Below are 14,476 nucleotides of genomic sequence, written 5' to 3'. Positions count from 1 at the left end.
AATGCGGCGCAACCGCCGACGCTCGAGAGGCCTCCGCCCGATATGCTGGATTTCAGTTCGCTCCTGCTCGCAGCCGCGCTGTCGGGTACCTGTCTAGCCGCTACCATGGTTGCGATCTGGCTCACGGCGCCGCGGGCGGGCTTCGTGCTGACAGTGGCGTGCGGCATTATCGTGCTCGTGGCGCATGTGATCCTGTTCTGGCGCTATACCAGGGAGCCCGATCCGCTGCTTTGCCAGATCGCGCTGGCGCTACTCAGCCTGGGTTTTCTCATCATCTGCATTTCGGCCATGCAGTATCTCGGCGTGCGCGAGCACAGGCGTGCGATCGCGCCGACATTTGCCGCCATGGTTGTCTGCGCGGCCGTGACCTTCATGGGCCTTGACGGGGTCGGCTTCGTGATCACCTACGCGACGGTTACCGCGCTGCTCTCGACAATCGGTGCCATGTTCTGGATCAATGGCAGTCACGATCGCCGTATCCTCCTGGTGGTATCGGTCCTGAGCGGCACCTGTGCGCTGTCGTTTGCCCTTTGCGGCGTGGTTCTGATGGCCAAAGGCCAGTGGACGCTCGGCGTCGCGCCCGACAATTGGGCCGAACGCCTTAACTCGGTCGTGGCGGTGGCCTGTATGACAGGCCTTGGCGCGTTGACGCTTTCGCTCCACCATCTGCAGGCGCAGATCGAGCTCAAGGCCGAGACCATGACCGACCCGTTGACCGGACTGATGAACCGTCGGGGTCTGGCGTCGCTTTATGGCGAGCGCACCTTCGGCCCGTTCATGGCGATCGTCATGTTCGATCTCGATCATTTCAAGCGGACGAACGACATCTATGGACACCCGGTCGGGGACCAGGTCCTGTGCCGCTTCGCCGCCGTCATCAGGAGATATGCCAGAACCGGGGTCGACGCCTTTCGCCTGGGCGGCGAGGAGTTCGCAATCGTCATGTCGCGCGTGACGGAAGAGCGGGCCTATGACCTCGCCAGCAAGATCGGCGTCGCTTTCGGCACGGAAGTCGTGCCCACCGCGCTCGGGCCCTTGCGCAGCACGGTCAGCGGCGGGATTGGCTTCGGCGAGGCCGACGGCAGCACCCTCGATGAGGTGCTGGCCAGGGCCGACGCCATGCTCTATGCCGCCAAGCGTGCGGGGCGAAATTGCGTCATCGGCCGCAAAAGGACGGGCAAGGCCGACGCGGCCGAGCCGGCCTTGCGTTCCGCGTAGCTATTCGGCCGCGCCGAGGTAATCCGACAGCGGCGGGCAGGAGCAGACCAGATTACGGTCGCCGGCGACATTGTCGATGCGCGACACCGGCGGCCAGTACTTCGTCGCCGTGTCGGCATCGCCGGCGGGATAGGCCGCCTCCAGACGCGAATACGGATGGGTCCATTGACCGGCCAGCGCCTCGGCCGATGTGTGCGGTGCGTTGACCAGCGGATTGTCGGCCAAGGGCCATTCGCCTTTGGCCACTTTCGCCGCTTCGCCGGCAATGGCGATCATGGCCTCGCAGAAGCGATCCAACTCGCGCTTGGGTTCGGACTCGGTCGGCTCCACCATCAGCGTGCCGGCGACCGGAAACGACATCGTCGGCGCGTGGAAACCATAATCGATCAGGCGCTTGGCGATGTCCTCGACACTGATGCCGGCGCTCTCCTTGAGCACGCGGGTGTCGAGGATGCATTCGTGGGCGACGCGATCGCTCCTGCCCTTGTAAAGCAGCGGGAAATGCGGGGCGAGCCTCGTCGCCACATAGTTGGCCGAAACGATCGCTGTCTCGGTCGCCTGCTTCAGGCCGGAAGCGCCCATCATGCGGATGTACATCCAGGTGATCGGCAGGATGGAAGCGCTGCCGAAGGGAGCGGCGGCCACGGCATGAGCCGAGCCTTCGCTGACATGGCCGGGCAGATAGGGCTTCAGATGCGCCCTGACACCGATCGGACCGACACCCGGGCCACCGCCGCCATGCGGGATGCAGAAGGTCTTGTGCAGGTTCATGTGACAGACGTCGGCGCCGATGTCGCCTGGCCGAGCAAGGCCGACCAGCGCGTTGAGGTTGGCGCCATCGAAATAGACCTGGCCGCCATGCTCGTGGATGAGGGCGCAGAGGTGGCGGGCGCCTTCCTCGTAAACGCCATGGGTGGAGGGATAGGTGAACATCAGCGCCGCGAGATTCTTGGAATGCTCGTTGGCCTTGGCGCGCATATCGTCCATGTCGATGTTGCCGTCTTCCAGGCAGCGCACGACGACGACGCTCATGCCGGCCATCGCGGCACTCGCCGGATTGGTGCCATGCGCGGAAGACGGGATCAGGCAGACGGTACGATGGCCCTCGCCGCGCGAGCGGTGATAGGCGCGAATGGCGAGCAGCCCGGCATATTCGCCCTGGCTGCCGGCATTGGGCTGCAAGGTCACGGCGTCGAAGCCGGTGATCTCCGACAGCCAGCCTTCCAGTTCGCCGATCATGGCGCGGTAGCCGGCCGAATGGCTTGCCGGCGCGAAGGGATGCAAATTGGCGATGCTTGGCCAACTCACCGGCATCATTTCCGCCGCGGCGTTGAGCTTCATGGTGCAGGAGCCCAGCGGGATCATGGCGCGGTCGAGCGCCAGGTCCTTGTCGGCCAACCGGCGCAGAAAGCGCATCATCTCGGTTTCCGACTTGTTCTCGTGAAAGACCGGCTGGGTCAAAAACTCCTTGCCACGCGGCTTGCCGGGCAACGTGCTGTCGGCGGAAGCAGCAGCCTTGGCATCGAACAAGGCCGCGATCGCGTCGAGATCGGCGTCGGTCGAGGTCTCGTCGAAACTGATGCCGACATGGTCGGCATCGAGCACACGCAGCAGCCGGCCGGTCTTTTCGGCGGCCACCGCGATCTGGGCGGCCTTGCCGTTGGTCTCCACCGTCACCGTGTCGAAGCGGCTGGAGCCGAGCACCGATAGGCCCGCCGCCTCTAGGCCGCTTGCCAGGCGGTTGGCCAGCGCGTGTATGCGCCCGGCGATCGCCTGCAGGCCCACCGGGCCGTGCCAGATGGCGTAGGCGGTGGCCATATTGGCAAGCAGGGCCTGTGCGGTGCAGATGTTGGAAGTCGCCTTGTCGCGGCGGATATGCTGCTCGCGCGTCTGCAAGGCGAGGCGGTAGCCGGGACGGCCCTTGCTGTCGGTCGACTGACCGACCAGGCGGCCGGGCATCAGCCGCGTCAGCTTGTCGGAGACCGCGCAATAGGCCGCATGCGGGCCGCCAAAGCCCATCGGCACGCCAAAGCGCTGCATCGGGCCGACCGCGATGTCGGCGCCGAGTTTCGCCGGCGCGTCGGTCAGCGCCAGACCAAGCGGGTCGGCGATGAAGACGACAATGGCGCCGGTGGCGCGTGCTTTTTCGATGGCCGCCTTGTGGTCGCCATAGACGCCAAAGGTGTCAGGCCAGGAGACGAGCAGGGCGGCGGTGTTGTCGTCGATCGTCTCGCCGTCGATCTCGATGCCGAGCGGCTCGGCGCGAGTGCGCACGACGTCCAGCGTCTGCGGGTGCGGCGTGCCCGCAAGCGCCACCTTGGTGCGCTTGTCGCGGTGGTGGCGCAGCGCAATGCCGACCGCTTCGGCGACGGCGGTCGCCTCGTCGAGCAGTGAAGCCGATGCCACCGGCAGGCCGGTCAGTTCGGTGACCAGCGTCTGGAAGTTGAACAGCATTTCGAGCCGGCCCTGGCTGATCTCGGCCTGATAGGGCGTGTAGGCGGTGTACCAGGCCGGATTCTCGAACAGATTGCGCTGGATGACCGGCGGCACGTGGACGCCGTGGTAACCGGCGCCGATAAAGCTTTTCAGCACCGTATTTCTTGCCATGATCACCGACAATTCGGCGAGAGCTTCGGCTTCGCTGGCCGGCGCGGGGAGGTCCAGCGGCTGGTCGAGGCGGATCGATCTCGGCACGGCCTGGCTGATCAGTGTCTCGACCGAGGGAACACCGATGACGGCGAGCATGGCTCTGACGTCGGCAAGGCCGGGTCCAATGTGGCGGGCCGAGAAGGGGTAGGGAGCGGCGGTCATGTCAATACGTCCCGATGTCAGGCGATATGGGCTTTGTAGGCGGCCTCATCCATGAGGCTGGCGAGCTGACTTTCGTCGGCGAGCTTCATCTTCCACAGCCATCCGGCCCCGGTTGCCGCCGAGTTGACCAGCGAGGGGTCGGACGACAGCATGCCATTGGCTTCGGTGATCTCGCCATCGACCGGCGCATAAACGTCCGAGGCTGCCTTGACGGATTCGACCACGACGGCGGTGTCGCCCTTGGCGAGCTTCTTTCCCGTTTCCGGCAGTTCCACGAAGACGAGGTCGCCGAGCTGCTCCTGCGCGTAGTCGGTGATGCCGACGGTGGCGATGCCGCCCTCGACGCTGAGCCACTCGTGATCCGATGTGAAATAGGTTGTTGCCATGGAATTCATCCTTTGCGGTAGCGATGAGGGGTGAAGGGCAGAGAACTGACATCGACTGGGATCTTCGTGCCGCGCACGTCGGCGAAAATCCGCGTTCCGGGCTTTGCCAGCGGCGTGGAGACATAACCCATGGCGACCGGATGGCCGGCGGAAGGGCCGAAGCCGCCCGATGTGACATGGCCGGCAGGATTGCCGTCGGCTTCGAACAGCGCGGCACCGGCGCGCACCGGCTGGCGACCCTCCGGTTTCAGCCCGACGCACTTCTGCGCCGGACCACGTTCCACGGCGGCGCGCAAGGCGTCGGCGCCAATGAAGGTGCCGGAGGCACGGATTTCTTTCGGGATCGCCCACATCAGCGCCGCCGCGGCCGGGTCGGTCTCGGGCGTGATGTCCTGGCCGTGCAGGCAGAGGCCGGCCTCCAGCCGCAGGCTGTCGCGCGCGGCAAGGCCGATCCAAAGCACGCGTTCATCCTCCAGCAGCTTGGTGACAAGGTCACGCGCATCGGCTTCCGGCAGGCCGATCTCGAAACCGTCCTCGCCGGTGTAGCCGGACCGGCTCATGAACCAGTTTTTTCGCGGCTCGACCCCATGCATGAACAGCAGCGAGCCGGTCTCGATGCCGGCGCGGGAGAGTGCAGCCCAGGCTTCGGGACCCTGGATCGCCAGGAAGACGCGGTCGAGCGGCTCGACCTTCACCTCGAAATCGATCGCCAGGGCGCGCAAATGCTTTTCGTCGGCGACGGCATTGCCGGCATTGGCGACCACCATGAACCTGGTGTCGCCGAGCCGGGTGACGATCAGGTCGTCGAGAATGCCGCCTGCTTCGTTCAGGAAAAAGGATAGCTTTGACTGCGAGATTTCGAGGGCGCCGGTGTCCAGCGGGCAGGCGCGGTTCAACAGCGCAACCGCTTCCGGGCCACTGACCTCGAACAGTTTCATATGCGAGATGTCGAACAACCCCGCATGCTCGCGGGTGTGAAGATGCTCTTTCATGACGCCGGCCGGATAGGTCAGCGGCATCGACCAGCCGGCAAAGGCGCCGAAGCGCGCTCCGGCAGCCGCATGAATATCTTCGAGGGGAAGGTGTTTGTCGTCGTCGCCCGTCATGTCGCCTCCAGAGTCGCACGCAATCGGCCGCTGATGGCGACCAGTCCGTGCCCCTCTGTCTGAAGCCTGAGAGACTCGCGCAGCCGGAACTCTGTCAGCGGCGCTTACACCTTCGGCGCGGGGGCAAGCCCCGACTTTCCAGAGTGTCTTTCCCGTCTACGGTTCTTTTGCCTGAGAGATTTCGGGCGATTTCCCCTTCGGCGGCAGCTCTCGCTGCTCTCTCCCGCAAACAGGTAGGACTCAAAACCCTGAGCCCTCGACGCGCCATCCATAGCCCGTCGACGACACCTTGTCACCTCCCAGCGACATTGTTCTGACAAGTCTTCGCTAACCACGCCGTTTGCCGGTTTTTCAAGACACTCCTGATAAAGCTGACCGATGTGACGCGTTGGGGCGGACGGGGACGTCAGATGGGCGAGTTGATCATGAGTGCTCCGGTGGCGGGGCTGACTTCGAAGAACCGCATTGCTTCAGAGGATGTCGTGATGCTGCGCCGCGACGTGTTCGCCGACGGCGTGGTGAGCCGGGGCGAAGCCGAGGCCTTGTTCGCGCTCGACCACACGGCGCGGGACAAATGCGCGGAATGGGCGCCGTTCTTCGTCGAGGCGGTCACCGACTACATCGTCCATCAGGAAAAGCCCTTGGGCTACATTTCGGGGGAGAATGCCGACTGGCTGGTCCGCACGATTTCGCGCGACGGCATGGTCGACAGCCGGACCGAACTCGAATTGCTGGTCCATGTGCTGGAAGAGGCGAAATCCTCGCCGAGCCGGCTTTGCGTCTACGCGCTGGAGCAAGGTCGCCCACGCCGTCGTCGACGGTAAGGGACCGCTGATGCTCGGCGGCGCGCTGGTGCCCGGACTGATCGCCAGGGCCGAAGTCGAGCTTTTGCGCCGCATCCTCCATGCCCATGGTGGCGACGGCAACATCGCCATCACCCAGGCCGAGGCCGAGGTGCTGTTCAGGATCAACGAGCGGACCGCCCAGGCCAATAACGATCCGTCCTGGAACGACCTGTTCGTCAAGGCGGTCGCCAATTTCGTCATGTGCTCGGCCGGTTATGAGGCGCCCACCCGCGAGGTGGCGCTGCGCCAGGAGACTTTCCTCGATCATGCCGATCCGGAAATCGGCGGCTTCTTCAGCCGCATGATCTCCGGTGGTCTTGCCGGTATCATCGAGGCCTACCGCTCTCCTGACGACATAGAGACCGAATGGGAGGCCAAGAACAGGGCCGCCGAGGCGCTGGCCCGCCGTGCCGAGACGATCGATGCCGGTGAGGCAAAGTGGCTGGTAGGACATATCGGGGTGAACCGGCCCTTGTACGAGAATGAGCGCGCACTGCTGACCCTGATCAAGCATGCCTCGCCGGAAATTCACCCGGCGCTGAAGCCGTTGCTCGACAAGGTTGCCTGAGACGCGCCGTCCGCTGCTATCGTTTTGCAAAGAATGATATTGGAATGGCCTTCAGGCCATCCCGAGAATTCGGCCATACGCTCGAAGCCAGCCTTTTCATAGAGATCTGGTGCCTGGAAGTCGTGGCTGGAGACCCAGATTTTCCTGACACCGCGATCGGCGGCCTCCGCGACAAAGGCGTCGAGCAACTGCCTTGCGTAGCCGCGACCTCGGTGAGCCTCGTCTATCCACATCAAGGTCAGTTCGGACGTGCCCGCCCAGGAATAGCCGGCGGCTACTCCGACCGCGTGTCCAGCACCATCGCGGATGACAAAGGTCAGCCCTCGGTCATCATCGCGGTCGATCATACGTCGGTTATCGCGGTTGAGACGATCCTCGAGCGAACTCAATTCCATGGGGGACAAGTCGTGCTCGGCCCGTATGCGAGGGACCGTCAAATCCCGCCATACCAGTCATAGCCGTTGTCTTCCCAATAGCCGCCCCGGCCGCCGCCGATAGTGGCGAAGCCATCGACCAGTTCGATCTTGTAGAGATATTTCGGCATTTTGTAGCCGAGCTGGCGCTCGACGCGGACACGCAGCGGCGCGCCGTTCTCGACCGGCAGCGGCTTGCCGTTCAGGCCGTAGGCAAGGATCGTTTGCGGATGGCGGGCATCGATGAGGTCGATCGTGCCGTAATATTTGATGTCGCCTGACAGGCTGCGGTCGATCGTGTCGAGGCAATGGAACATGACATAGCGAGCCTGTGGCTTGACCACCGCCTGGTCGAGCAGCAGCGCCAGTGGCGTGCCGGTCCATTTGGCGATGCAGCTCCAGCCTTCGACGCAATCGTGTCGGGTGATCTGGGTGCGGCTCGGCATGTTCATGAGCTGCTCGCGGGTGAGTGACAGCGGCTTTTCCACGAGGCCTGACACCTCCAGGCGCCAATCGGCGAAGTTGTTGGCGAGCAGGGTCTTGTAAGCGTCGTCGTCCGGCGCGGTCACGCCGTTCGGCCGCATTGGCTGACGGATATCAGCCTCGGTGAATTCGGGCGCCAGCGAATTGCCGCCGCCGAGCAACCGTTGTGCCTTGTGGGTCAGGCCATTGGCGTTTTCGAGGAAGCTGCGCAGGCCGCTGCCGATGCTGAGCTGGCTGTCGAAGGCGTCGCAGCCCGACAGCATAATGCCGGACGCGCCGAGGCCGGCGGCGGTGAGGAACTTTCGGCGGCTTATCTCAAATTTCGCCATCTCAGGCACTCCTCTCGGACGTCTTGTCGTCATGCACGGGAGGATCAGTGCGGTACCAGCCGGTAATGATCGAGCGCAGTTCGTTGATCGGGCCGGCGGCGAGGATCATCAGGATGTGAATGACGAAGAAGGCGACCAGCAGCACCATGACGGTGAAATGGATGGTGCGTGCCGTCTGCCGGCCACCGGTCAATTCATTGAGGAAGGGCAGCACCGAATTCATGCTCGGCGACATTGCAAGGCCGGTGATGATCATCAGTGGCAAGAGCACGAACAGCACGCCGCCATAGGCCATCTTCTGCAGCGTGTTGTATTCGCGCGTGTGGTGGAATTTCAGCCTGGCGTGGTTGGCGATGTCCCGGGGCAAGCGTTTGAGGTCATCCAAGCGAGGCGCCAGATCGCGGCGGATGTGGCCGTTGATCAGGCTGGCGACGAGCCAGACGATCAAGGTCGTCGTCAGTATCCAGGCGAAGAAGAAATGGATCACGCGGGCGGTGCCGAGATCATAGTAGGACGGGATCGTCGCCCAGGACGGGAAACCGCGCGCCGTCTCGTTACCGGCCGGGCCCGACCAGCCGAGGACGCCTGTCGTGTCGAAGCGGTGGCCGAAGATTTCGGTGTAGCCGCGCGGCCCGGCATTGGTGTTTTCGGCGCCTATGGCGAAAATGGTGTTGTTGTAGTCGAAGCCGGATTGCTTGCCGATGTAGAGCTGCGGGCGGGCATTGAAGATCTGCAGGCCGGACAGCAGCATGAAAAACAACGAGATGGCCCAGAGCCAGTGTGTCAGCCGCGTCCAGCGCGACTGCCGGTAGATCAATGTTTTCTCTTTTGACGCGGGGGCGCCCGGTCCAATTTCGGATTGGCTTCTGGCAACCGATTCCATGTTGTCTGGTCTCCCGGCCTTGCGGCTTGTCCTAAGCGTTCATTGTCCTCTTGATACGTCGCGATCCAAACCGATGTTTCATGCGATCACGGATTTATTACGGACCGCCCAGGCTGACGGCGAGATTGACGGCGGCGGCGACGATGACCGTGTTGAAGAAGAACGACAGGACCGAGTGGACAAGCACGACACATCGCATGTGCGTCGTCGAGATGTTGGTGTCGGCGGTCTGCGCCGTCATGCCGATGACGGTCGAGAAATAGAGGAAATCCCAGCCCTCGGGGCGTTGGTCGCCCGGGAACAGCAGGCCGCCGACCGGAATCTTCTTATTGGTGCCGGCGTCGACCGCGTCGCCGTCCATCCAGTAGACATGGGCATAGTGGAGCGCTGCCATGGCATGGATGGTGAACCAGCCGAGCGGGATCGACAGCAGTGCGAAGCCGAGTTCGATCGGGTGATCCCCATCCTTGCGATTGATCAGCAGGAACAGGGAGACAAGGGCAACGCCGACGACAACGAGCGTGACCGCGAAGATCACCAGCACCGGCTGATCGGTGGCGCGTGCATTCTTGCTCAGATACTTGCCGGTGAATTTGGGCATCTGGCTGACGACAAGAAGGACGTAAGCGGCAAAAAATATGTTGGCGCCGATCGAATAGGCGAGTGGGGCGTGCAGCAGCAGCGCCACAAGCAGCGCAAACGCACCGATACAGGCCGACACCGCGAACAGCATGTGGCGCTGCATCGGTTTCTCGATCGGGGTTTCGGCGGCCATGGCGGTCTCCACCTGGATGGCGCTTTGTTGCTAGCCCGGTGTGGCGGATTTCAGCGCGCGCCGCAAGATGCGGTCAAGTTCACCCAGGAACCGGGAACGATCCTGCGGCGCGAAGCTGGCATTGTAGCCCTTGCTCTCGCCGGTTTCGCGCAAATGCTGTTTGAGGTCCCGCATCGCCACCGCCATGCCGATCGTCTCGGGCGTGAACGGCCGCCCGGTCGGTCCCAGCACATGCGCGCCGAGCGCCACCGTGCGGGCGGCGAGCGGAATGTCCGCCGTCACCACGATGTCGTTGGGCTTGGTGTTCTCGACGATCCAGTCGTCGGCGGCATCGGCACTCTTGGAGACCACGACATTGCGGATCATCGGGTCGCGGGAGGGGCGCAGACCGCCATTGGAAACATAGGTGACGACGACGCCATGGCGCTCGGCGACCTTTTCTACCTCCGCCTTGACCGGGCAGGCGTCGGCGTCGACGTAGATGGCGGGTGCGGGCATTGTCTCTCCGGAAACGAGCAGGGGCCGGAAACATATCCGGCCCCTGCCTGAAATCTCTCGGTCGTCAGGCCGGCAGGGCGCCGGATTTCTTCGCCGTCCAGGTGGCGATATAGTCCATCAGGCCCGGATTGAGGCAGTCATAGGGTTCCAGCCCGATCGTCTTCAGCCTGCCGCGAATGCCGTCCATGCGGCTTGGGTCGACACCCGATTCGATGATCGAGGAGACGAAGGCGGTGAAGCCCGGAGGCGACCAGCCGTCTTCCTCGAAGCGCTCGGGATGGATGAAGGACAGGCCCTTGAACGGATGGTCGCGCTCGACCGGCCCGTGCATGTGGACGCCGCATTGGGTGCAGGCATGACGCTGGATCAGCGCCGAGGGGTCGACCACCTTGAGCTTGTCGCCGTTCTCTGTGACGGTGACATCGCCGGTGCCGGCGACCGCAACCACCGAGAATACAGCACCGTCGGGTTTCCAGCATTTGGTGCAGCCGCAGGCGTGGTTGTGGGCGATCTGGCCCTTGACCTTCACCTTGACCGGCTTGCTGGTGCAGGCGCAGACCAGCGTGCCGCCGGCAAAGCTGGCGCTCTCCTTGGGCAGCCCATTGTCGATCTTTGGGTGCAGTTTCTCCGCCATTGTTTCTCTCCTCCCATGTTTCACCACAGGGGTCGCTGGCCGGATGGCCGGCGGCGTGTGGCTGTCTTTTAGTAAACCACGACACTCCTGATCGACTTGCCCTCATGCATGAGGTCGAATCCCTTGTTGATGTCTTCCAGCTTCAGCGTGTGGGTGATCATCGGGTCGATCTCGATCTTGCCGTCCATGTACCAGTCCACGATCCTGGGCACGTCGGTGCGGCCGCGCGCGCCGCCGAAGGCGGTGCCCATCCAGGTCCGCCCGGTAACCAGCTGGAAGGGCCGCGTCGAGATCTCCTGGCCGGCACCGGCGACGCCGATGACGACCGACTTGCCCCAGCCGCGATGCGAAGCCTCCAGCGCCTGGCGCATCACCTTGGTGTTGCCGGTGCAGTCGAAGGTGTAATCGGCGCCGCCGATCTGGTCGGCGCCGCGCTTGGTCATGTTGACGAGATAAGGCACGATGTCGCCGTCGATCTCCTTCGGATTGACGAAATGCGTCATGCCGAATCGCTCGCCCCATTCCTTCTTGTCGTTGTTCAGGTCGACACCGATGATCATGTCGGCGCCGGCAAGCTTCAGGCCCTGGATGACGTTGAGGCCGATGCCGCCGAGGCCGAAGACGACGGCGGTGGCGCCTTGCTCGACCTTGGCGGTGTTGATGACCGCACCAATGCCGGTGGTGACGCCGCAGCCGATGTAGCAGATCTTGTCGAAGGGGGCGTCGGGGTTGACCTTGGCCACCGCGATCTCCGGCAGCACGGTGAAGTTGGAGAAGGTCGAGCAGCCCATGTAGTGGAAGATCTTGTCCTTGCCGATCGAGAAGCGCGACGAGCCGTCCGGCATCAACCCTTGCCCCTGGGTGGCACGGATGGCGGTGCACAGATTGGTCTTCCTCGACAAACACGACGGGCACTGACGGCATTCGGGCGTATAGAGCGGGATGACATGATCGCCCTTCTTGACCGAAGTGACGCCCTTGCCGACATCGACGACGATGCCGGCGCCCTCATGGCCGAGGATGGCGGGAAACAGGCCTTCGGGATCGGCGCCCGACAATGTGAATTCGTCGGTGTGGCAGATGCCGGTCGCCTTGATCTCGACCAGCACCTCGCCATCGCGCGGTCCATCAAGGTCGACCTCCATGATCTCCAGCGGCTTTCCGGCGGCGACAGCGACAGCGGCGCGGGTTTTCATCGGGCAATTCCTCCAAAGGCGATTTTGAGCCAAGGTTTCAGGTTTTGAGCTGCTCATCAACTCTCAGATGAGACGAAATCTTGGCTTTCTTGACGCAGATAGCACACCGTCGACAACCAGCCCGGCTCGGCAGGGGAGTGCGACGGAGCATCGGGAGGGACGCCCGCCATGTCGTCCGCTGCGGCACTTGAGACCTGGCGACATAGTCCATAGAACTGAACCATCTGCCGGAGGGGAATTCTGCCCGCATGTTCACCAAGATCCTGATCGCCAATCGTGGCGAGATCGCCTGCCGCGTCATCAGGACGGCGCGCAAGATGGGCATTGCCACGGTCGCCGTCTATTCCGACGCCGATCGCGATGCCGTGCATGTCGAAATGGCCGACGAGGCGGTGCATATCGGGCCGTCGCCTGCCGCGCAGAGCTACCTCGTTCCTGAAAAGATCATCGCGGCCTGCAAGGCGACGGGCGCTCAGGCCGTGCACCCCGGCTATGGCTTCCTGTCCGAGCGAGCCGCGTTCTGCGAAGCCCTGGAAGCGGAAGGCATCGTCTTCATCGGGCCGAAACCCAGGGCAATCAAGGCGATGGGCGACAAGATCGAGTCGAAGAAATTCGCCAACGCCGCCGAGGTTTCGACGGTTCCGGGTTGGCTCGGCGTCATCGAGAATGCCGATCACGCCGAAAAGATCGCCGGCGAGATCGGCTATCCCGTGATGATCAAGGCCTCGGCCGGTGGCGGCGGCAAAGGCATGCGCATCGCCTGGGACCAATCGGAAGTACGTGACGGATTCGACCGGGCGCGCTCGGAAGCCAAGAGTTCGTTCGGCGACGACCGTGTCTTCATCGAAAAGTTCGTGGTCGACCCGCGTCACATCGAAATCCAGGTGCTGGCCGACGGGCATGGCAACGCGCTCTATCTTGGCGAACGCGAATGCTCGATCCAGCGCCGCAACCAGAAGGTGGCGGAAGAGGCGCCATCGCCTTTCCTCGATGCCAAGACGCGCAAGGCGATGGGCGAGCAGTCGGTGGCGTTGGCCAGGGCTGTCGACTACCAGAGCGCCGGCACCGTCGAGTTCATCGTCGACAAGGACAAGAACTTCTATTTCCTTGAAATGAATACGCGATTGCAGGTTGAGCATCCGGTGACCGAACTCGTCACCGGCATCGATCTGGTCGAGCAGATGATCCGCGTCGCCGCCGGCGAAGAGCTCGCCATCAAGCAGAGCGACATCAAGCTGAACGGCTGGGCGGTGGAAAGCCGGCTCTACGCCGAGGATCCCTATCGCAATTTCCTGCCCTCGATCGGCCGGCTGACACGCTACCGGCCACCCGAGGAAGGCCGCTTCGGCGATGTCGTCATCCGCAACGACACCGGTGTCACCGAAGGCTCGGAAATCTCCATGTTCTACGATCCGATGCTGGCCAAGCTGTGCACCTGGGCGCCGACGCGGCTCGAGGCCATCGACGCCATGTCGGAAGCGCTGGACAGCTTTGTCGTCGACGGCATCGAGCACAACATACCGTTCCTGGCGGCGCTGATGCAGCATCCACGCTGGCGGGAAGGGGCGATATCGACCGGCTTCATCGCGGAGGAATATCCCGACGGTTTTGCCCCCGTCGTGCCGAACAGCGGGGAAAAAGCCGTTCTGGCATCGATCGCGACCGCGGTGGAACTGCTGCGCCGCGACCGTCTCGACCGGCTGGGCGGGCGGCTGGCGCCGCATTCGGGAGCGCTCAAGCGCGACTGGGTGGTGAAGATTGGCGATGAGTATTTGTCGGCGTCGATCCTCGAAGGCATGATTTCAATCCCAATGGAAATGGACCTGTCCATCGATGGCGGGAAGGCGCTGACAGTTTCGTCCGATTGGCGGCCCGGCGATCTCATCTGGCGCGGCACGGTCGGCAAGCGCAGGGTTGCCGCCCAGATCCGTCCTGTCGCCAATGGCCTCCGCATCGCCTGGAAAGGCATGTCGGTGACCGCGCGCGCCATGCTGCCGCGCACCGCCGAATTGGAACGGCTGATGCCGGAGAAAATAGCGCCGGACACGTCGAAACTGCTGCTCTGCCCGATGCCGGGCCTCGTCGTGTCGATCGCCGTTGTCGAAGGCCAGGAGGTCAAGGCGGGCGAGACGCTGGCCGTGGTCGAGGCGATGAAGATGGAAAACGTTCTGCGCGCCGAGCGCGACCTCGTCGTGGCGAAACTCAATGCCAAGCCGGGCGACAGCCTTGCCGTCGACGCGGTGATCATGGAATTCGCCTGAACGGCTGGAAGCCTGTGGGTCGGTAGTCGTTTGTGCTGGACTGGTATCGCCCGGTCCCGGACAATACATC

12 protein-coding genes, 1 pseudogene and 1 riboswitch are annotated in these 14,476 nt (G+C 63.5%); of the genes and pseudogenes, 3 read left to right on the top strand and 10 right to left on the bottom strand.

Translation table 11 applies throughout. The annotated features are described in order from the left end of the window. Nucleotides 1–42: 42 nt before the first annotated feature. The gene (locus LB516_RS07805; RefSeq protein WP_224719279.1) at nt 43–1,218 is read left to right on the top strand and encodes a GGDEF domain-containing protein; all 1,176 of its coding nucleotides are present in this window, start codon (nt 43–45) and stop codon (nt 1,216–1,218) included. Here the strand turns inward: LB516_RS07805 and gcvP are convergent, their stop codons facing one another. Genes gcvP through gcvT form a run of 3 tightly spaced genes read right to left on the bottom strand, consistent with a single transcriptional unit; the run spans nt 1,219 to nt 5,521 of the window. Further along, nucleotides 1,219–4,029 carry an aminomethyl-transferring glycine dehydrogenase gene (gcvP, locus tag LB516_RS07800; RefSeq protein ID WP_224719278.1) on the bottom strand — a complete coding sequence of 937 codons (2,811 nt, stop codon included), beginning with the start codon at nt 4,027–4,029 and terminating at the stop codon, nt 1,219–1,221. A gap of 17 nt (nt 4,030–4,046) precedes the next feature. Further along, nucleotides 4,047–4,415 carry a glycine cleavage system protein GcvH gene (gcvH, locus tag LB516_RS07795; RefSeq protein WP_141906680.1) on the bottom strand — a complete coding sequence of 123 codons (369 nt, stop codon included), beginning with the start codon at nt 4,413–4,415 and terminating at the stop codon, nt 4,047–4,049. A gap of 5 nt (nt 4,416–4,420) precedes the next feature. Next, nucleotides 4,421–5,521, bottom strand: a complete 1,101-nt coding sequence (gene gcvT, locus LB516_RS07790) for a glycine cleavage system aminomethyltransferase GcvT (protein WP_224719277.1) — start codon at nt 5,519–5,521, stop codon at nt 4,421–4,423. Nucleotides 5,522–5,670: 149 nt separating this feature from the next. Next, nucleotides 5,671–5,757: riboswitch (glycine riboswitch) on the bottom strand. A gap of 174 nt (nt 5,758–5,931) precedes the next feature. On the opposite strand from gcvT, the pseudogene LB516_RS29005 reads away from it, so the two are divergent. Further along, nucleotides 5,932–6,934: pseudogene (locus LB516_RS29005) on the top strand (hypothetical protein). On the opposite strand, the gene LB516_RS07775 reads toward LB516_RS29005, so the two are convergent. The 7 genes from LB516_RS07775 to LB516_RS07745 form a co-directional block, all read right to left on the bottom strand. After that, nucleotides 6,895–7,329 carry a GNAT family N-acetyltransferase gene (locus LB516_RS07775; protein ID WP_224719274.1) on the bottom strand — a complete coding sequence of 145 codons (435 nt, stop codon included), beginning with the start codon at nt 7,327–7,329 and terminating at the stop codon, nt 6,895–6,897. The pseudogene LB516_RS29005 and the gene LB516_RS07775 sit on opposite strands and share 40 nt — an antisense overlap. 38 nt (nt 7,330–7,367) lie before the next feature. Continuing rightward, entirely contained in the window at nt 7,368–8,159 is a 792-nt protein-coding gene (locus LB516_RS07770) for a molybdopterin-binding protein (protein ID WP_224584847.1), read from the bottom strand. A gap of 1 nt (nt 8,160) precedes the next feature. Further along, on the bottom strand, nt 8,161–9,042 hold the full coding sequence (locus LB516_RS07765) for a cytochrome b/b6 domain-containing protein (protein ID WP_224719273.1): 882 nt from the start codon (nt 9,040–9,042) through the stop codon (nt 8,161–8,163). A gap of 97 nt (nt 9,043–9,139) precedes the next feature. Further along, nucleotides 9,140–9,817, bottom strand: coding sequence for a DUF1345 domain-containing protein (locus tag LB516_RS07760; RefSeq protein ID WP_224719272.1), 678 nt, complete (start codon nt 9,815–9,817; stop codon nt 9,140–9,142). 30 nt (nt 9,818–9,847) lie between these two features. Continuing rightward, on the bottom strand, nt 9,848–10,315 hold the full coding sequence (locus LB516_RS07755) for a YaiI/YqxD family protein (protein WP_015317609.1): 468 nt from the start codon (nt 10,313–10,315) through the stop codon (nt 9,848–9,850). 64 nt (nt 10,316–10,379) lie between these two features. Further along, entirely contained in the window at nt 10,380–10,949 is a 570-nt protein-coding gene (gene gfa, locus LB516_RS07750) for an S-(hydroxymethyl)glutathione synthase (RefSeq protein WP_224527946.1), read from the bottom strand. Nucleotides 10,950–11,017: 68 nt separating this feature from the next. Continuing rightward, a complete protein-coding gene (locus tag LB516_RS07745) occupies nt 11,018–12,145 on the bottom strand; it encodes an S-(hydroxymethyl)glutathione dehydrogenase/class III alcohol dehydrogenase (RefSeq protein WP_224719271.1) in 1,128 nt (375 codons plus the stop codon). 248 nt (nt 12,146–12,393) lie between these two features. Here LB516_RS07745 and LB516_RS07740 point away from each other — a divergent pair, with 248 nt between their 5' ends. After that, nucleotides 12,394–14,406, top strand: a complete 2,013-nt coding sequence (locus tag LB516_RS07740) for an acetyl/propionyl/methylcrotonyl-CoA carboxylase subunit alpha (protein ID WP_224719270.1) — start codon at nt 12,394–12,396, stop codon at nt 14,404–14,406. Nucleotides 14,407–14,476 lie beyond the last annotated feature (70 nt).

The organism is Mesorhizobium sp. CO1-1-7, assembly GCF_020164885.1.
In the GTDB taxonomy this organism is placed as follows: domain Bacteria; phylum Pseudomonadota; class Alphaproteobacteria; order Rhizobiales; family Rhizobiaceae; genus Mesorhizobium; species Mesorhizobium australicum.
Note: the sequence above shows the minus strand (reverse complement) of the source record. Positions and strands in the feature narration are given on the sequence as shown.